This window comes from Jidongwangia harbinensis (assembly GCF_020216025.1).
Taxonomy (GTDB): domain Bacteria; phylum Actinomycetota; class Actinomycetes; order Mycobacteriales; family Micromonosporaceae; genus Actinoplanes; species Actinoplanes harbinensis.
Map to the genome: position 1 here is coordinate 63,158 of NZ_JAIWNC010000040.1, position 18,635 is coordinate 81,792.

The 18,635-nt window shown below is 66.6% G+C and carries 16 protein-coding genes and 1 tRNA gene; 8 read left to right on the forward strand and 9 right to left on the reverse strand.

Annotated elements, in window-relative coordinates; genetic code table 11:
• Positions 1-160 precede the first annotated feature (160 nt).
• The 3 genes from LDL48_RS44790 to LDL48_RS35185 are packed head-to-tail and all read left to right on the forward strand — an operon-like array spanning position 161 to position 6,079.
• Positions 161-4,600, forward strand: coding sequence for an AAA domain-containing protein (locus LDL48_RS44790; RefSeq protein ID WP_225259462.1), 4,440 nt, complete (start codon positions 161-163; stop codon positions 4,598-4,600).
• Complete coding sequence (locus tag LDL48_RS35180; RefSeq protein ID WP_225259463.1) at positions 4,569-5,456, forward strand: hypothetical protein; 888 nt, start codon at positions 4,569-4,571, stop codon at positions 5,454-5,456. The genes LDL48_RS44790 and LDL48_RS35180 overlap by 32 nt, the downstream gene beginning before the upstream one ends.
• 29 nt (positions 5,457-5,485) lie before the next feature.
• A complete protein-coding gene (locus tag LDL48_RS35185) occupies positions 5,486-6,079 on the forward strand; it encodes a hypothetical protein (RefSeq protein ID WP_225259464.1) in 594 nt (197 codons plus the stop codon).
• Positions 6,080-6,398: 319 nt separating this feature from the next.
• Here the strand turns inward: LDL48_RS35185 and LDL48_RS35190 are convergent, their stop codons facing one another.
• On the reverse strand, positions 6,399-6,683 hold the full coding sequence (locus LDL48_RS35190; RefSeq protein WP_225259465.1) for a hypothetical protein: 285 nt from the start codon (positions 6,681-6,683) through the stop codon (positions 6,399-6,401).
• 217 nt (positions 6,684-6,900) lie between these two features.
• Complete coding sequence (locus tag LDL48_RS35195) at positions 6,901-7,377, reverse strand: hypothetical protein (RefSeq protein ID WP_225259466.1); 477 nt, start codon at positions 7,375-7,377, stop codon at positions 6,901-6,903.
• A 519-nt stretch (positions 7,378-7,896) separates the two neighbouring features.
• On the opposite strand from LDL48_RS35195, the gene LDL48_RS35200 reads away from it, so the two are divergent.
• On the forward strand, positions 7,897-10,686 hold the full coding sequence (locus tag LDL48_RS35200) for a DUF4365 domain-containing protein (RefSeq protein WP_225259467.1): 2,790 nt from the start codon (positions 7,897-7,899) through the stop codon (positions 10,684-10,686).
• Positions 10,683-12,017, forward strand: coding sequence for a Shedu anti-phage system protein SduA domain-containing protein (locus LDL48_RS35205; protein WP_225259468.1), 1,335 nt, complete (start codon positions 10,683-10,685; stop codon positions 12,015-12,017). The genes LDL48_RS35200 and LDL48_RS35205 overlap by 4 nt, the downstream gene beginning before the upstream one ends.
• Here the strand turns inward: LDL48_RS35205 and LDL48_RS45240 are convergent.
• Positions 11,950-12,270, reverse strand: coding sequence for a DUF6416 domain-containing protein (locus tag LDL48_RS45240; protein WP_225259486.1), 321 nt, complete (start codon positions 12,268-12,270; stop codon positions 11,950-11,952). The genes LDL48_RS35205 and LDL48_RS45240 overlap by 68 nt on opposite strands.
• A 121-nt stretch (positions 12,271-12,391) precedes the next feature.
• On the opposite strand from LDL48_RS45240, the gene LDL48_RS43925 reads away from it, so the two are divergent.
• The 3 genes from LDL48_RS43925 (at position 12,392) to LDL48_RS45245 (ending at position 13,515) form a co-directional block, all read left to right on the forward strand.
• Positions 12,392-12,520 carry a hypothetical protein gene (locus LDL48_RS43925; RefSeq protein WP_255629773.1) on the forward strand — a complete coding sequence of 43 codons (129 nt, stop codon included), beginning with the start codon at positions 12,392-12,394 and terminating at the stop codon, positions 12,518-12,520.
• Positions 12,521-12,700: 180 nt separating this feature from the next.
• The gene (locus tag LDL48_RS35215; RefSeq protein ID WP_225259469.1) at positions 12,701-12,973 is read left to right on the forward strand and encodes a DUF8691 family protein; all 273 of its coding nucleotides are present in this window, start codon (positions 12,701-12,703) and stop codon (positions 12,971-12,973) included.
• Positions 12,974-13,158: 185 nt separating this feature from the next.
• Positions 13,159-13,515 (forward strand): restriction endonuclease, encoded by a 357-nt coding sequence (locus LDL48_RS45245; RefSeq protein ID WP_225259487.1) that lies wholly within the window; start codon positions 13,159-13,161, stop codon positions 13,513-13,515.
• 322 nt (positions 13,516-13,837) lie between these two features.
• On the opposite strand, the gene LDL48_RS35225 is transcribed toward LDL48_RS45245, so the two are convergent.
• The 6 genes from LDL48_RS35225 to cmk form a co-directional block, all read right to left on the reverse strand.
• Positions 13,838-14,509, reverse strand: a complete 672-nt coding sequence (locus LDL48_RS35225; RefSeq protein ID WP_225259470.1) for a hypothetical protein — start codon at positions 14,507-14,509, stop codon at positions 13,838-13,840.
• Positions 14,510-14,571: 62 nt separating this feature from the next.
• Positions 14,572-14,820 carry a helix-turn-helix domain-containing protein gene (locus LDL48_RS35230; RefSeq protein ID WP_225259471.1) on the reverse strand — a complete coding sequence of 83 codons (249 nt, stop codon included), beginning with the start codon at positions 14,818-14,820 and terminating at the stop codon, positions 14,572-14,574.
• A 194-nt stretch (positions 14,821-15,014) separates the two neighbouring features.
• Entirely contained in the window at positions 15,015-16,142 is a 1,128-nt protein-coding gene (locus tag LDL48_RS35235) for a site-specific integrase (protein ID WP_225259472.1), read from the reverse strand.
• A gap of 170 nt (positions 16,143-16,312) precedes the next feature.
• Positions 16,313-16,389, reverse strand: a tRNA-Pro gene (locus tag LDL48_RS35240).
• A gap of 76 nt (positions 16,390-16,465) precedes the next feature.
• Positions 16,466-17,878, reverse strand: a complete 1,413-nt coding sequence (gene der, locus LDL48_RS35245; RefSeq protein WP_225259473.1) for a ribosome biogenesis GTPase Der — start codon at positions 17,876-17,878, stop codon at positions 16,466-16,468.
• Entirely contained in the window at positions 17,875-18,555 is a 681-nt protein-coding gene (cmk, locus tag LDL48_RS35250; RefSeq protein WP_225259474.1) for a (d)CMP kinase, read from the reverse strand. Before cmk ends, der begins: the two co-directional genes overlap by 4 nt.
• Positions 18,556-18,635: the final 80 nt, after the last annotated feature.

Genomic DNA, 18,635 nt, shown 5'->3' on the forward strand with positions numbered 1-18,635 from the left:
CCGAAACCCTGTTTCCGAGCGGTGCAGTCTGCGGGGCGTTGCGATCACGGTTTTGCCGCGTGACGGTTCCGCCGTTCGACCGATTCATTCATGTCCATGGCATTGCGATCAGTGGTGGCCTTCGCACAGTCTGTATAGCTGGGCTGCGGAGGAGAGCTGTGTGCCAGACGTGATGTCACCGACCGATCCTGACCTGATCGACCAGACTCGTCGCCTCGTGACCTACCTGAGGTTCGTCAACCGCAACGCTCGTCCTGGTGCCCGGGACGCGCTCAAGGACGCTTCCCCGATCTGGCTGAACGACCTGATGCCGTTTCGCAGCCAGGCCGACGACGTGTTCCTGGCGGTCGAGCGGCAGCCGCTGGATCCCTTTCCGGCGCCTCCACGGGTGCTGGACGGCTGGCTCAGCCCGGACACGGACCTCAGCAACCCGTGGGGCGAGGGGCCGTCGCTCCGTCAACCGGACAGCTCAGGGACGGGATCCGGCTACCCGGACGAGGTCGTGCAGGCGATGCACGACTGGGCTGCGCTCTGGCGGGAATGGGCCACCGCGGCGCAGGCCGCGCCGGCGACTGGTGACCCGTACGCGGGTCTACAGGGTTTGATCGGCAAGGCGCTCAAGGAAGATCAGGAGCTGGTCCTCGGTGTCGGACTGGTCAGTCTCTTCGATTCAGGGCGTTGGGTGCTCCGGCAGCATGTCCTGGTCGCCGAGGTTGAGGCGGAGGTCGACGCGGACCGCGATGTCATCCGGTTGGCCCTGGTCGACGGCCTGCATCGCGCGGACGAGGACGCTCTCGACCTCAATGACGGGTACGTCGCCGCCAGGACCGGCGTGCCGGCGGATGATCCCGGCAGTCTCGACCCGCTGTCGCCGGAGGTCGAGCGCTGGCTTAATGCATGGCGGGAACATCATTGGCGGGTCCGGCCGCGGTGGGAACCGTTCATGGCGGAGCCGGAGCCGCCGCCGGATGGGCGCCTGCTGCTGACCTTGTCGCCGGCGCTCTTTCTGCGGCAGCGGGAGAGCAACGGGGTGGCCGGCTTCTACGAGCAGATCGCCCGGACGCTCGAGGGCGCGGATGCGCGCTGCCCGCTCGGGCTGGCCCAACTCGTCCAGCCGATGGACAGCCGGCAGCGCGCGGCGTGGCTGGACGGCACGTCCGCGGTGCCAGCGATCCTGGCCGATCCGCTGCTGCCGTTAGCGTCCAACCAGCAGCAGCGACACGTCGTCGACCAACTGCGCACCGACGCGGCGGTCGTCGTGCAGGGACCACCCGGTACCGGCAAGACGCACACCATCGCCAACCTGATCTGCGCGTTACTCGCCGACGGACTGCGGGTCCTGGTGACCAGCAAGCACCCGCAGCCGCTGCGTGTCGTACACGATCTTCTTCCCGAGAGTGTGCGGAATCTGGCGGTGCTGGCGACCGGGAAGTCCGCCGACGGCCGCAAGGACCTGGACCGCACCCTCATCGCCCTGTCCGAGCAGTCGTCAGTGACGAACGAGGCAGTCCTTCGTCAGGAGATCGACGACCTGCGGCGGCGGCACGCCGACCTGCGGCGGCGGCTGGTGCAGGCGGGTGACGCGCTGCGAGATGTACGCGCGGAGGAGTACCAGCCACGGGTGCTGTCCATCGACGGCTACGACGGAACTCCCGCTCAGGTCGCCGCTGCGGTCGAGCACGGTCGTACCCAGCACGGCTGGGTCGGCCCGGTGCCGAGCGGCGTGCCAGCGCCGCCGTTGAGCGACGACGAGGCCGGCGAACTGCTGGGCCTGCTCAGGAGGTTCGCATCGCCAGACACGTCGACCGATCAGGAGGTACCGGATCCGGAAACTCTTATGCAGCCCCGGACGGTCGTCCGCCTGGTCCGCGCGATCATCGACGCCGAGCACATTTTCGGCGCTGACCTCGACGAGGCGAAGTCGCTGATGAACAGCCTCAGCGGCCCGGTTCTGCAAGAGATCGCGCGCAGTGTCGATGCGGCTGCAGACGCGCTCGGCGGGTGCGGTCTGACCGAGATGATGTCGTCCTGGGATCTGGACGACTGGCGCCGCAGCGCGGCCATCGACATGTTGCAGCGCCGCAACACTGCCGCGTGGCAGGCCCTCTCGCACGCCTTCTCCGAGATCACGACCCACCTGCAGACGGTCACCTCCGCACGGGACCGTGACGTGGAATGGGTTGTCGAAGGTTTGACCGAGGCGGACTACGCCCGGCTGCTGAGGCAGGCCAAACGCCTGCGTGCCTACCTGCAGGGCGGTGGAGGTGTCCGCCGTTTCTGCCCGTCTCCGGAACAGTCGCAGGCGGCTGAGCTGTTGGCCTCCTGCACCGTGAGCGGGATGCCACCGACGTCGCTCGTCCAGGTGCACGCGGTGATCGCCGCGCTGCAGACCGACGGTGCCTGCGTCACCGTGATCGAGATGTGCCGCGCCCTGGGCATCATCGTAGGCACAGCAACGCATCGGCTGCAGTTGGCCCAGCTTCAGGATGTACACAGTAGCTTGACCGCGTTGGCGCGCATGGCGGCGGCACAGCAATCTATCGAACGGGCCCTCCAGCAGCCGGACGCGCGGTACCTCATCAGCTCTGCTCAGCGATGGGACCTGATCGTGCGGCTGGTGCGCAACTCGTCGCGGGTTATCGTTGCCGGACAGTCCGCTCAGGTGATGGAGCGGCTCAGGCACACGCTGCTTTCTACTGGTTCCTCTGCCCGGCCGGGACCGATCGTCGGCCGCCTGCTAACAGCGCTGCAGGACAGGGACACCGACGGCTACGCCGCGGCATACGACGAGCTTCTCCAGGTGTACGACGGGCAGGTGGCGCGTCAGCGGTGCGGTCTGCTCGTCGATCGGCTGGCCGCTGTGCATCCCGACTTGGCCGAGCGGCTACGGGCCGGCCTCTCCGAACCGGCCTGGGACCAGCAGATGCCGCAATTGCAGGCCGCATGGAACTGGTCGCGGGCGGCGGCCCACGTGGCCGGCATGTCCGGTGCGCACCGCGAGCGTGAGCGTCGTCAGGCCCTCGACGAGGTCGAGGTGAGGTTGCGCCAGGTCACCGAGGACCTGGCCGGAAAACAAGCGCTACTGCATTTCATCATGCGCAAGGACGTGCCGAGGTCCAAGGCGCTGCAGGCGTTCCGGACAGCGGTCAACCTGTTCGGCAAGGACGGCGGAACCTACAAGTCGCAGCGGCTCAAGAGCCTGCGCTCGGCGATGCGGGACGCGTCACGCGCCATTCCCGCGTTGCTCATGCCGGTCGGTGAGGTAGCCAGCGACGTTCCTGCGGAACCTGACACTTTTGACGTGGTGATCGTCGACGAGGCCAGCCAGGTGACGATCGACTCGACCTTCCTGCTGTGGCTGGCACCCCGCGCGATCATCGTCGGCGACGACCAGCAGTGCAGCCCCGGCGTTCCGCCGAAGAAGCTGCCGGCATATTGGCGGATGGCCAACGCATACCTGCTGGAGATGCCTGATCACCTACGGCAGGGATTCGGCCCGGACTCCAACCTCTACGAACTCATGTCGACGCATCTGGTGCGAGTCGTGCGCCTCGTCGAGCACTTCCGATGCATGCCGGAGATCATCGGGTGGTCGTCGGACGAGTTCTACCAAGGCAGGCTGCTGCCGCTGCGACAGTTCGGCGCCGAACGCCTCGACCCACTCGTCGTCGTCCCCGTGGACAATCCCGAGGCGGACGGGGTCGGCACCAGCATCCGCAACCACACCGAAGCCGCCGAGATCGTCGAGCAAATCAAGAAGCTGATCGAAGATCCCCGTTACCAGGACAAGTCCATCGGCGTCATCGTCATGTTCGGCGCCGATCGGCACACCAAACTGCTGGAGCAGCTGCTGGACGAGCGGATCGGCCACGCCAACCGCAAACGCTTCAACATCCGCGTCGGCGATCCTCCAGCCTTCCAAGGCGATGAACGCGACGTCATTCTGCTGTCCATGGTGGTGAAAACGAGACCCAGCCCGGCGACGAGCAGGAAAGATCGGCAGCGATTCAACGTGGCGGCCAGCCGAGCACGTGACCAATTGTGGCTTTTCACCTCGGTCCCGGCCGACGAACTCGGCACCACGGATCTGCGCCGTTCGCTGTTGATCTACATGCAGAACCCGCCGGCCAAGTTCCTGATGGCTCCCCGCCTGGACCAGATTCCGACAGACCGGCTGAGGACCCCGTTCGAGTCGCTGCTCGAACAACGCGTCTTCGGTGAGCTTCGCCGCCAGGACTTTACCGTCATTCCGCAATATCCGATCTACGGTCGACCGATCGATCTGCTGGTGGTCGGCGACAACGGCCAGCTTGCCGTCGAATGCCACTCCCCCGCGCTGCCCATGACGCCGGACGACATCGCCCGCGACATCGAACGTGAACGAGAACTCCAACAGACCGGTTGGGAAATCGTCCGTATCCGGGAAAGCGACTATCTGCTCGGCCCGGAGGCGGCGCTCGCCCCGCTGTGGGAACAGCTACGCCGGCGTGGCATCGGCCCGACATCGCTCCGTCCGGCTTCGTTCAACAGCACGCAGACATGGACACCGATCAACCTTCCCGACAGTGATGACGACGACCACGAGGATTCCGATGCTTGAAGGTGCCGACGACAACATCCTGTCCGAGATCGCCCGTATCGCCTGCGGCGACGGCGACGGGCTACCGGTCCGACGCACAGGAACCGAGCTGGCGAAACTGCTGCAGCAGGCCGGGTGGCCGAACGTCCCTCGGTTTCAGGAACCGCGTAGAGCTTGGCTGACCAATCAGCTGCGGACCCGCCGCGATCATCCTGGCGCCGTCGAGGCCGTCGTCAAGCGCCTGGCCGACCGGCGCGAGTACGTGCACCTACACCTCCCGCTGGCCAGCGCAGAGGTCACCGAGGAACTGAACCGGGTGCTCGCCGTCGAAGGTCTCGAGGTCGCCCACCACCTCGGCCGGCCAACGATCCGTCCGGCGACGCAGGTCCCTGGCGAAGCCACGGACAATGGCGACGTGGCGTTGCACGCCACGATGACAGACCTGGTGCGCGACCCCGACCTCGCCGCGATCCTGCAAGGCCGACTGGATGAGGCGCGCATCTGTGAACGCAACGGGGCGTGGGTCAGCGCGATCATCATGCTGGGAAGCCTCCTGGAAGGTGTCCTGCTCGACGCGGCCGCGGTACGCCTGCCACACCCACAGAAAGCGCCCAAGGACTGGAAGCTGTACACACTCATCGAAACCGCACACGCACAGAAATGGATACAGCGAGACGCCCAACGCTTCGGTCACCTCCTGCGCGAATATCGAAATCTTGTGCACCCGAACGTTCAGCGGGAATTGGCCGATCCACCAGACAAGTTCACCGTCGACATGTTCAGACCGGTCGTGAACGCCACGCTCAACGACCTGGCCGCGACCGCTCCACCCAGCCAACATGCTCCGGCAGCCGCCGACCCTGCGCCCAACCGATAATTCAGCAGCCCCTTCGACGGTGAACACACGTGACCCGCGGCGCCCGCGACAGCCGACCGACCGACTTGGAGGAATGGGTGGTTACCGACCTTGAGCAGGATCTGAGGCGCCTTCGCGAGCAGGCGCGGACCGATATCGGCCGCTGGTCGAGCCGAACGCCGATCAGATCGGCGGTGTATCACCTGACGCGTGGTCGCATCGACCAACGGCCCCGATACAACGTGATACAGCTGCCGACATTACCGACGCCCTGGCAGGACACCGACTCAGGCCGCCATTTCGGATGGCGGTACCGGCAGGCGAACCTGTACGGCGAACTGGCGTTCGTCGTGGAGTACATCATCTGCCCTCACTGCGGGATCGGCTGGGCCGACCGCCCGTACACCGTCCAGGAGTTCCAGCGCAACGGGCTCGCGGCCGCGGGTCTCGAGGCACTGCGAGCCGAGCATCCGGCCGTCGCCTGGTACACCGGCAGCGGGCACATGAATGACGCGAAGGCGTTCTGGGCGGCGGTCGGAGACGGTGTCCCCGGCGGATACCGTCCCGGAGATCTGTGCCGGCATGTCGCTCGCCACGGAGGGCTGCTACCTCGATGGCAGTGGAAGAGATTGGATCAACGCTGAACCTTGGGCATGGTGTCCGCGAAGCGCGCGGTGCCGGCCTCGGTGTCGCGTTCGGCCGGCCCCAAAGCCGCAACGGCATTGACAGCCGCATCATCCCCGTTGGCACGCCGGTGACGAGGTGATCTGCCGATCATGCTGGTCTTGGACAAGCGTGCGGGCTCGAGTCCCGGGCGGCAGCAGCCTGGTGGCGACGTCCCGACGCCAGGGTGTTCAAGAATGACGCTGGAACCGAGCGGGCTGCAGGGTGGTCGTGTGGTGCACGAGCCCGGCTTCCTGTGCGGCGAACCACCGTGGCCTGTTCGTCCAAACACGCGAATCATCAGCGGAAGCGCCGGCGGCCGTCTCTGGGCGTCAGGTTGCTGAAGGCGCGAGACCAGGCCGCGGGCCGGTCGTCGCCCATGCCTGCGGACCGGTTGGCATCGGTCTCCGGGTCCTCGATGCCGTCCTTCTGCCCGTCGAACAGGTCGACGATGTCGTGATCCTGTAGCAGGATCTCCGAGACCCAGTCCCAGTCGTAGTCGCCGTCACCTTCGGGCAGTACGGCGAGCAGCTCTGGTGTGGGGCCCCAGCCGTCGGCTATCGCGGCCTGCGCTGATTGCAGCATGAAGTGTAGGACCCTCTCCTCGCCTGGGCAGGTGGGCGAGGGCAGGCTACCGGCGGCGAGGTCGACGGTCAGGTCGTCGAAGGTGCGGGCAGCCTGGCGGCGCCAAACTTGGTTCCAGGTGATGCGGGGTACTCGCAGTTGTCGTCGCCGCAGTGGCACAGCGGGAACAGCGCGGCGAAGTCCAGTTCGTCGTCGGCATCGTCGTGTCCCGCATCACTCATCGAATGCCCGGAGGAGACGATCTGGAAACCGTGTGACGGCCCGGTAGAAAGTCACCTCGTAGTAGATGCGTCCGTCGACGAAGAACGGGCGGGTCTTGTGAATGTAGTAGCGGGCCCGCCGGGTTGCCGTCGGCTGCCGTGTGCCGGAATGCGTCGATCCTGTCGGCGATCTTCTCGTGGTACTCCCGCAGCGAGGGATCGAGATCGACCGGGAACGACTCCAGGTTCGCCAGCACCGAGATCCCGCAGCTGTCGTTCAGCAGGGCGCGGATACGCAGCTGGTACTCGTAGTACTTGAGCATCAGCCGCTCCGACGAGTCGCCGTCCAGGGTGTAGTGGGAGGCGCTGATCTGGATGAGCTTGTGGAACTTGCCGAGGAAGTTCAGCTTGGCCCTGGACTTGATGAAGGTAAGCCCGGGTTCCACGGCCGCGTAGTAGAACTCGGCGTTGGCCCTACCGGTGTGCAGACGCACGGCGACACCTTCGACCAGGTTGCGGAGTGGGCGAGCAGATTCTGCGAGAGCAGCGCGCGTTGGTCCGTGAGCGAGGCGATGTTCTGCAGATCGCCTCATTCACGCGCTGGATCTGTTCGCCGACCGTGGTCATGAGGCTGTTCGTCTCCATCGCTCGAGTGACGTGAAGTACCGATGAAGGTAGGCGTCGAGCTTACGAGCGCGCACTGTCCTTCCGCCACGGTTTACCCCTCGGGTGCGCTGCAGCCGGACATCTACCGCCGCAAGCGCCGCGTGGGTGGCATGCCGTCGCGCAAGCAGTGCCCACTCCACGATCACGGAATGTCCACGGGTCGGGGAAGACCGTGGCTGCCGGCTCCGGAGACTGCAACGATCCGGCCGTGAGCAGCGGCGGCGCTTGATGGGTTCACCCAACCTGAGAAGTGTCACGACGTACCAGGTGATAGCCCCGCGAGCTGTCCGGCAGCGATCAGGCAGAGACATTCTCCACCCTGAACGCGCCTGCGGTTGAATGGTCCGATGCGCGCGTCCAGACAAGAGCAGACGGGAACGGCCGGAGCGAACGAGGTCGCCGCCGACTTTGAGCGCATCGGCTGGGGTGTCGCCCGAAACTCCGAGCACGATCTGGGTACCGACCTGTTCCTGATGGCCCGCGACGACCGGCTTTTTGATCTCGGCATGGTAGTCGGGGCGCAGGTCAAATCCGGGCCGAGCTTCTTCGAAGAGAAGATGCGCGACTCGGAAGGGGAGGTCATCGGGTGGTGGTTCCGGGAGAGCAACCGCAGCCACTTCGACGCGTGGCTCAGCCATCGCCTTCCCCACCTCATCGTTCTTCACGACCTTGATGAGCGTGTCTCCTACTGGGCAGCCATCACCAAGGACACCGTCGAGTACACCGGCAAGGGCGCCAAAGTCCTTGTTCCTCGCGCGAACGTCGTCGATCCGGCGAACGCCGCCGCGCTGCTGGCCGTGGCAGCGGGCACCGGCGCAGACGCAACCTGGGAGGGGTCTGCCTGGGCCGGCGCTGTCGTGTCTCCGACCCACCAGCTACGTCATGCGCTCCTAGTCCCCCGGATGGTGGCCCCGCATCCCAACCGCGGCATGACGGTTCCGCTGACCGCCGCGCAGGTGATCGCGATGCTGGTACAAGTCCGGCTGCGCGATGTCGTCCGGCCGGACGAAGAGCGCGAGGCGTACGTTCCGAACCTGGCCGCCCTCGACGCCGGCGCCGACTGGGAGTGGAGATTCGCGGCGGCGCTGAAGCAGTACCTCAAAACCGGAGACCCCGGCGTACTCCGCGGACTCGCGAGTGCCGAGCTGGCACCGCACGAGCAGGCCGCTGCGACCGTCACCTACGCCGCCGCCCTGATGGAGAACGGGCGTGCCGGCGATGCTCTGCAAACGCTGGACGAACTGCTGGCGCGCGACGAACTGGACCAGGTCGACCACGCTTGGGTACGCCTGCAGCACACCAGAGCGCTCAGCGAACTGGGCCGTAGACAACAAGCGCGCGATGCTGCCATCAACTTGATCGGCCTCGGACAACTCGTCCCCGGCGACGTCACCGCGGCAGCGATAGGCGGCGCCGCCGCGAACACTCTCCTGGCTGTCTCCGACTGGGATGCCGAGGACTTCGGTGGCAGCATGTCGGCGGCCGACACCACCGCGTCCTGGTGGCGGAACCAGGTCACCGGCTGGGGCCTGTCGGCACAGGCCGAGAAGGCCTTCCGGGCATGGACCGGTGACAGCACCGTCAGGCTCGCCATGGCCGATCAGACCTGGCAGTACCTGCGTTCGGCCTCCCTGATCGCCGGACTGCTGGGAGATCAGACCGCTTGGCGTCACACCACCCACGACCTCGCCCGGTACCTCCTGACCGACCAGGAGTACGGGGCGGACCCGGACCTCGTCGCTGTGGGTCTGACCGGGCTACGCCGCTGCGGAAACCATAAGGAACTGCGACTTGCGGTCCGGCGAGTGATCAACAACGGGCCCGCGGCCGCTGCGCGAGAAGCCGCGCTCGAGATCGAGCCTTCCGATTCGACTCTCACGTCGGCTCACGCCGACCTGATCATGCTGATCGAGGCAGGCGACCTGCTTCCTCCCGACCATGCCGGACGGCTGGCGCACTGGGCCCGGCAAACCCTGCGCGACCCCGAGCAGTACGCCCTACGAATCCAGCCCACCTTCGATCTCCTGCCGACACTGGTTGACGTGCTGACCGCCCTCGCCGACGTCGTCGGCCCGGATTTGCAGGATCAGCTGGCCGAGTACGCCCTCAATCTCCCCGAACAAACCGGCCAGCACATAACGAACGCGGTCGCCAAACTGGTGAAACGGCTTCCTGCCGCGGTGTGGACGCCCGAACGTGCTCAGCGAGCAGCCGATCGAGCCGACACCAGCCACCAGCGACTGGCCTTTTCCCTGCTCGGTGCCGCCGCAACCCGGCTGCCCCAGGTCCGTGATCGCCTTGTGGAGGACGCCCGAGGAGGATCGGTCGCTGCGCTGGCCGCACTCGGAGATGTCACCAAGCTGGACGCGGATCTCGTCGAGGCCCTGGTCGCCGGGCTCGGCGCGCAGCTTGAAGCACGAACCCGCAATTCTGTCCGGGGACTCTATGCGCACGGCGGCGCAGACCTCGGCCAGGCGCTCACTGTGCTCAACGTGTGGCACCCGCAGCACGCTAACTGGGACCCTATCTACGAGCTGCTCGGCTCAACCCGATCCGGTGAGTACCTATGCGGAGCACTCGCCGTGCTCGCCACAAGAGCGGCCGTCCTCCCTAATGCGGTCGCGGAGCGGCTCATTCCCCTTGCCGCTGCGATCGCGGACGGTCCCGAGCCGGTCCCGCGCCTGATCGACAACACCGATCCGCGCCCGTCAGCGCGACGGCTCCAAGCTGTGCTGGAGCATCGGGCCGGCGGCCGCTGGGAAGGGCATCTGGCTGAACTACTCCGCGCGGACGTACGCGGCCGAACCGCCGCCGTGTTAGTAGCCGCCAGCACCGGCGGTCAGCTCGGCCTGGGCGTGCTTGTCGCCCTAGCCAGTGATCCTGAGCCGCGGGTGCGGGCGAGCGCCGCCCGGGCTATCGCTGAACGTGCCGTGGCCGACTCCTCAGCCCGGGCGCAGCTACCGATGCTGATCGCAGACAGAGGCGCACTCGTGGCCCAGGCAGTCTCCGACGCTGTCGCCGACCACCCGCAGTTGCTCGCATTCGACGAGCTGCGGCCCCTCGCCGACCACATCTCGTGCAGAGTCCGGTCCATCTTCGAACGCCATCGCTTCGAGACGAAGGATGCCCGCACATGACAGAGGACCCGCCGACGCGCGCGATCCGTACGTTCTGGGAGGAGCGGCAGGGTGCCGTCTCTGAGCACCGGGTGCTGCACAGTGACGCCGCGATCACAGACCTGCTGACAGAGATGCTGGTCGAGCATGGCATCAGTCAGAACGCGATTCAGTACGGCAAGGCGTTGAGCCTGCCCGGTGGATACGGGCCGACCAGTCGACGGTGGGACTTGCTCGCGGTCGACGACGAGTTGCCAATCGCAGCGATCGAGATCAAGACTTTGATCGGCAGGTCCATCGGAAACAACTTGCGTAGTCACCAGGAGGAAATCGTCGGCGCTGCGACCGACTTCAACCGAACGTATCGGCTACCTCAGATCCAAGAGGTGAAACCGTTCCTCGGTCTCGTCATGGTCGTAGAGGACAACGAGGTCACCGCGCGACTGCTTCGCAACGGCGACATGTCCGCCGGATCAGGTGGCTCCTCCTACCAGGATCGGGTGCAGACGTTTCTTGGCCGGATCGTCAAGGACGGGCTGTATGACGCTGTGTGGTTCGTGGTTACAGCACCGCCGCCGAACTTCGCTTTCAGGGAACCGGACGACGGCCTGAGCTTCGAGCATTTCTCCCGCACAGCCGCTCAGCGAATCCATCAGATCCGCGCAGCAGACGACGCCGCGACGTCGTTCGGCAAGACCCTCGCCGACCGGGCCGACATCGAGGACATCCTGTCTGGCATCACCTCCACGCCGCGGGGCTTGTCCGCAGCGGAGGCCTCCGTCATCCAACGGCAACGCGACGTGGTGACCGAGCTTCAACGCCTCGCGATCGAACCGAAGACCACCGAGACCGCGATGCAAGCCGCCATAGGCAAGAACTACTGGTTGTTCGGCGGTCAGTACATCGGGATGGCGCAGCGCAGCCTGGTGCCGTTGGACCAGTACGACATCCCCCTGATCTGTGCGGACGGCAGTCTGCACATCGTCGAGCTCAAGGGGCCGGGAGCCCGGTTGGTGCGCGAGCACCGCGGCAGCCTGATCGTGGCCGACGAGGTGCACGAGGCGGTAAGTCAATGCCTCAACTACCTGCGCTCGCTGGACGAGACAGGGGCCACCCTGCAAACGCTGCGGCACAACGAAGGACGTCCCGCGTACGACTTCCGGCGCAGCCGTGCGACCGTAATCATCGGCCACCCCGACCGTAGCGCGACCGCAGAGATCAACCGCACGCGCATCGAACAGACGATCCGCTCGTACAATGCCCACCTGTCGCGTATCCAGGTTCTCACCTATGCCGACCTTCTCGATGGAGCGGAACGCGCGCTGCGCTTCGAGGAGGAGAGCCTGGGGTAGGTGCGCCGGAGCAGGCAGCGGCCTGAACTGGTTCGGGTTGACGCGATCGGCGGCGCCCGGTGTTCGCGTGGCGCCGCCTTGGCTCCAGCTTTATCGCATACCGCGTTCGCCCGGGACTCGCGCTCCACAAGTAGAACGCGTAACGACGTCCCGACGCCACACGCAACCGGTCGAGCGGCTGGAGAGATCCCGCGATGGCATGCGCACCGGCGAAGGCGTTGCCGCTCAGCGCGCTGATCTCGGCAACGCTGATCCGTCGGCCCGATCAGGCCGGCCGGCCCGGGGGGGGTGCCGTACGCATTGTTCGCCGTCGTATTGATTCCCGCCGTCTTCGGCTCCTTGCGTCTGATCGAGCTGGCCGGCGGCCGCGGTTGATGCCCACAGACCCGCGCTTCACCTCGTCGCCGCTGCCGGTGGCCGTGCACATCGCCAGCGCGGTCGGCTACGCCATCCTCGCCGCGTTCCAGTTCTCCGCCGCCTTGCAGTGTCGCCGGCCCGGATAGTATCGGGCGGCGGGACGGGTTCTGGTGGTGCTCGGCATGGCAGTGGCCCTGTCGGCACTGCTGATGACCCTCTCTATCCCCGCCAGCCCGACACCGGCGTGCTGGCGTACCTGTTCCGGCTCGCGTTCGGCGCGGGCATGACCGCCGCCATCATCCTCGGCCTCACCGCCATCCGCCGCCGTGACATCGCCCACCACCGAGCCTGGACTCACACTCCCCCAGGACTGGGCCTCCGGTTACCGACTGCGGGTCGACGGGCACCTCGACGAGCACTGGTCGTCCTGGTTCGGTGACCTCACCCCGGCCCACGCGGCGGACGGCACCACAAGCCTGACCGGCGCCGTCGCGGACCACGCGGAACTCCACGGGCTTCTCACCAAGACCCGGGACCTCGGCGTCACTCTGATCTCCGTGGAGGTCGTGGACGCGCGACCGGCACGAGGGACGACATGATGGTGAACCGCTGGCTGCCGACCTCTCTTCCAGGTCGTCGACAACCTTCGGGTCTGGTCGGCCGACAACGGCACATAGCCGAGCCGAACGGCTGTGTCCACGTCACGAGCGTGGTGGGAGCATCGCGATAGGTGACTTGAGGCGACTGTTGCAGAGCCCTTGGGACCAAACGCGCTGGATGTGCCATACCGTGTGGCACAACCGGCGGGCGACCCTCACGCACTCATCCGAAACACCGTCGACGTCTCCGCCGTCCGCCCGTCGACGTCTCCGCCGTCCGCGACCTGTTCGGCACCCTGCAAAACGAAGGAGCCTCCAAAGGCATCCTCGTCACCACCAGCGGCTACGGCCCACCTCATACGAATTCGCGTCCGGCAAACCGATCGAACTCATCGACGGCGCAAACCTGCTCTATCTACTCGCCGAGCACGCCCAGCTCCAAGACCGCATCAACGCTTCCGCACTCGAGTTACAGAGCCGGGCAGGGGTCGGCAGAGGCTTCCCTTCGATGTCATGTCCCCTGCCAGCCACGGCAGGAATGATCTCGGCGAACCTCGCGGGGCACCGTCTGTAAAGCATCCTAGGAACCTGGGTTTTAGGCCATCGCGTCAAGTGTTTGGAATCCGCGCAGCTCGCCGCAAGAATAAGGACGCGCACATAGAGCGCCGCCAGCCATTGGGATACGCGAATATAAGCCGGTCGCGCACTTCTCCTGACCCCCACACTGCCAGTGTGGCGGTCGACGTCAGCGCATGCTGAGGCAGGCATAGGACTTGGCTCGATTCTACAGCCCGGCAGCCTCTCCCCCGCTCCTCTCCCGTCGCATCCGATTCGATCGGCGCGATCGTCATGGTGCAGCCGGCGTCAGGCTTGCTTTGGCGTCTCCAATTCGATCGAGAAGGCGTGCACGTGTGCGGGTCCATTGCCGGTGGGCTGGAACCACGACTGAACGCGCATGTCGGTCGCGCCGAATCGGGCGGCGAACTCCTTGTCGTTTTCGAAGCCGTCCATGTCTGCTCGGTAGAGCCACTCGTGGTCTATGTCCTCGAAGGCAGCGTCCTCGAACCCGAGGTACAACTCCCGGGCCTCGTCTCGATCGAGGAGCTCGTGATCTACGAGCAGGTGCTGCGCCCGTTGGATGACGAGGTGCAGCGCGAGAGCTTCGCCGACCGACGCCGGCGGCGTCCACTGCTCCGCAGACAACCGGCCGGTGACCATGACGGTTGCGACGTGGAAGTTGCGCGCAAAGCGCCCGTTGTACTGGTGGGCGAAGAGCTGCGGAAGGTCCTCGAGCACGAAGTAGGCGCCTTCACTGTCGGCGACGCTGCCGCCGTCTGTGGCCAGTGTTTCGATGTCCTGGAACAGTTCGTCGATGATCTGGGTGGCAGCCATGATCAGCGCTCCCGCGGCGAGCAGCGGCGTGTCCTCGGCGCCGTCGGCGAAGGTAGCCGGCTCGAAGGCGCGGACCAGCTTCGCGTGATCCATGGTCCACCTGCGCCAGTCGAGTTCAGGCTCCTGAGCTTGCGAGTCACTCATCTGTCCATCCCTTTCGTTCGTGAGCGGGCCGCGTCGACGCCCGCTTTCGGCCCTGCGGTGATTCATCCGTGCGAGGGAACTTCGTCGTCGACCGGCTGGGCCAAGCCGCTCGCGCCGAGGACCGTCAACAGGCCCTCGACGGAGACGACGTAGCGCCGACCGACCCGGATGACCGGCGCCGGGAAGTCACCAGATCGAGCCAGCGTGTAGGCGGTGGTCCGGCCGATGCCCAGCACCGATGCCGCCGTCTCGATGTCCGTCGCCATACCGAGTTCTCGCACCTGCGCCACCGTCCATGCGCGCTTGGCCATCGGGGTCCCCCTTTGCCGTCGTGGCACTCCCTCGGCCCGCATTGCTCGTCGTCATTTGGCACCAGCAGAGAGAGCCGCTCCTTGATAAGCGCACCACGACCGAGGCAACAGGGGCAGTTGTCCGGGACTGTCTTCGACTGTTCGGCCTCGACCGAGCACCTTGACGGGCCGGGGCACTGACGCGCCCCGGGTCCTCAAGCCGCTTCCTCACCGAGAGCGGAATCCATCAGTTCGGCGGCTTTGCGTTCGCTCTCGGGCAGGACGTGGGTGTAGACCTCGCGCGTTGTCCGGGCGTCGGCGTGACCGAGCCGCTTCTGCATCACATGCTCGGGAACACCAGCGTCCGCTCCTGCCGTGGCCGAGGTGTGCCGGGCGTCGTGCAACACGATGACCGGCACGCCGGCCGCCAGGCACGCATTCTCCCACTGGTCGGTGTAATAGCGCGGGTAGTACGGTTCGCCGTCCTCGCGCGGGAACACCCAGTCGTGATCGTGGTACAGCAGCCCGGCGGCGGCCTTCTCCTCGTCTTGGCGGGCCTTGTGCTCGCGCAGGACTCGAACCATCGCAGGGCCGATCGCGATCGGACGGCGGCTCTTTCCCTTCGGCGACTTCTCGATGACCTTGTTGCCGGAAATGGTGCGCTGCCAGTGGATGTAGACGATCCCGTTGTCGAGATCGACCTTCGCCCACTTCAGGCCGGCAATCTCACCGCGCCGGGTCCCGGCGACCACCGCGAGCGCCCATGCCGCATACAGGCGGGCGTCACGATGAAATTGGAGGAACTGCTTCGACTGCTTCGGCGTCCACACGCCTTTACGGCCTTGGTCCTCGCGTTGAGCCGGCCGCGGCTGCCGCACTGCGCCGAGGTCAATCCCGAGGTCTTTGAACGCCTTCATCAGCACCCGGTGCACGGTCCGGACGGTCGTCTCCGATAACGGCTTCTTCCCGGAGCCACCCTCTTTCACGAGCGTCTTGTACATATCCTGCACGACCCGCTTGTCCAGGCTGTAGAGCTGCCGCCCGCCGATGTGCGGGATCACGTACATCCGGAACAGGTTGCGGTAGTTGTCCAGAGTGGTTTCTTCGATGTCGAGTTCCCGCTCCGACAGCCAGCCGGAAAGCTCGGCGGCGACGCTGCCGTCCGCGCCGATCGCTGCCTCGCCGAACGCCTTGCACGCTTCGGTTTCGGCTTTTTCGGCCGCTGTCCTGCTGGGAAAGCCGCGTCGCTTGTGCTGACGCCGCTTGCCGTCATCGCCGGGCGGCAGATCGATGACGAAGAACCACAGCGTCTTGGTGGAAGTCTGGTACGAGCCGACGGTCATGATGGGCACCCCCGTGGTCACAGAGCTGAGCTGACCTCATCCACGGTAGGCCCGTCTGTGACCACGCCTGTGACCACAAGATCCACTAGAGCGATCTTGGTTGAGCGATGTACGTCCATGAGAAAAGCCGCTGACCAGGACTTTCGTCCTTGCCAACGGCCTTCAAATGCTGGTCGGGCTGACAGGATTTGAACCTGCGACCCCTTGACCCCCAGTCAAGTGCGCTACCAAGCTGCGCTACAGCCCGAAACCCCACCCCGGGAACCCCGGCGCGAAGCAACTCGCAAAGCTTACCAACCCCACCGGCAAACCCTCGCACCGGCTCACCCGTGGGCTTTGCCGCGCCCTCCGGGGCCGAGCTTCTTCCGGGGCCGAACCGACACCTCGATCGGCGAACCCTCGAAGCCGAACTCCTCGCGCAGCTTGCGCTCCACGAAGCGAAGGTACCCCGGGTCGAACGGGCCGGTGGTGAAGAGTACGAACCTGGGTGGTGCCACGCCGGCCTGGGTGGAGAACAGCACCCGGGGGGCGCGGCCGCCGCGGACCGGGTGGGGGGTGGCCTGGGTCAGGGCGGTGATCCACTGGTTGAGGGCGCCGGTGGGGATGCGCTGTTCCCAGGATGCGAGGGCCCGGCGGATCGCGGGGGCCAGTTTGTCGACGGCGCGGCCGGTCTTGGCGGAGATGTTGACTCGGACGGCCCAGGGGATGCGCTTCAGTTCGCGGTCGATTTCCTTGTCGAGGTAGAACCGGCGGTCCTCGTCGACCAGGTCCCACTTGTTGAACGCGATGACCAGGGCGCGGCCGGCTTCGACCACCGAGGTGAGTACGCGCTGGTCCTGTTCGCTGATGGTTTCGCCGGCGTCCAGCAGGACCACTGCCACCTCGGCGGCCTCGACGGCGCCGGCGGTGCGCAGGGAGGCGTAGTACTCCGTACCGCTGGCGGTGTTGACTCTTTTTCGCAGGCCGGCGGTGTCGACGAACTGCCAGACCTCGCCGTCCATCTCGACCAGGCTGTCGACCGGGTCGACGGTGGTGCCGGCGACGGAGTCGACGACCGCGCGTTCCTCGCGGGCGAGGCGGTTGAGCAGGCTGGACTTGCCGACGTTGGGGCGGCCGACGAGCGCCACCCGGCGTGGGCCGCGGACGATGCCTTCGATGATCGGTGGGGCGGGGGGCATGGCGTCGAGGATGGCGTCGAGCAGGTCGCCGGAGCCTCGGCCGTGCAGCGCGGAGATGGGGCGGGGCTCGCCGAGGCCGAGGGACCACAGGGAGGTGGCTTCGAGTTCGAGGGCGGTGTTGTCGGCCTTGTTGGCGACCAGGATGACCGGTTTGTGGCTGCGGCGCAGCATCTTGACGGCGGCTTCGTCGACGTCGGTGGCACCGACCGTGGTGTCGACCACGAAGACGACCACGTCGGCGGTCTGGATCGCGATCTCGGCCTGGGCGGCGATGGCGGCGGCGCGGTCCTTGGCGTCGGGTTCCCAGCCGCCGGTGTCGATGACGGTGAAGCGGCGGCCGTTCCAGTTGGCGTCGTAGGGCACCCGGTCGCGGGTCACGCCGGGGGTGTCCTCGACGACCGCCTGGCGGCGGCCGATGATGCGGTTGACCAGAGTTGATTTGCCCACGTTGGGGCGGCCGACGACCGCGACGACCGGCACCGGGCCGGTAGCGGTGCCGGTGTCGGGTTCCGACGACTCGCGGGCGAAGTCGTCGAGCTCGACCGGGAACTCAGTCACGAACTCACCTTGCTGTTCAGCAAATTTAGAAGATGGGCGACGACCTCGTCGATGCCCATGCCGGTGGTGTCGACCTCGACCGCGTCGTCGGCCTGCCGCAGCGGGTCCACCGCCCGGCTGGAGTCGAGCTTGTCGCGCCGGGCCAGGTCGGCCTCGGTGGCGGCGACGTCGGTGGCGTCCTCGGCGCTGCGCCGGGCGGCGCGGGCGGCCGCGGAGGCGGTCAGATAGACCTTCAGGTCGGCGTCGGGGGCGACCACGGAGGAGATGTCGCGGCCTTCGACGACGATCCGCGGGTACGACGCGATGATCGCGCGCTGCTGGTCGACCAGGTGCTTGCGGACCGCGGGCACGGCGGCGACCGCGGACACCGCGCCGGTGACCTCGGGGCCGCGGATGGCGGTGTCGACGTCGACCGCGTTCGCCCGGAAGTGCGGGGCGACCGGGTCGGTGCCGATCGACAACTCGGTCTCCAGGGCGATCTTCGCCACCGCGTCCGCGTCGGTCAGGTCGACGCCGGCCTGCAGCACCGACCAGGTGACCGCGCGGTACATCGCCCCGGTGTCCAGGTAGACGCCGTCGAGGGCGGTGGCGAGTCGCCGGGAAACAGTGGATTTGCCCGATCCGGAGGGACCGTCGACGGCCACCACACATCGTTCCGGCCGTACTTCTTGCGCCACCGTTCCTCCTCTGTCACCCGGGTCGTCAACCCGCCTATTGTGCCCGTTCGCCCCGCGCGCTCCGGAACCCGGGCCGCGCG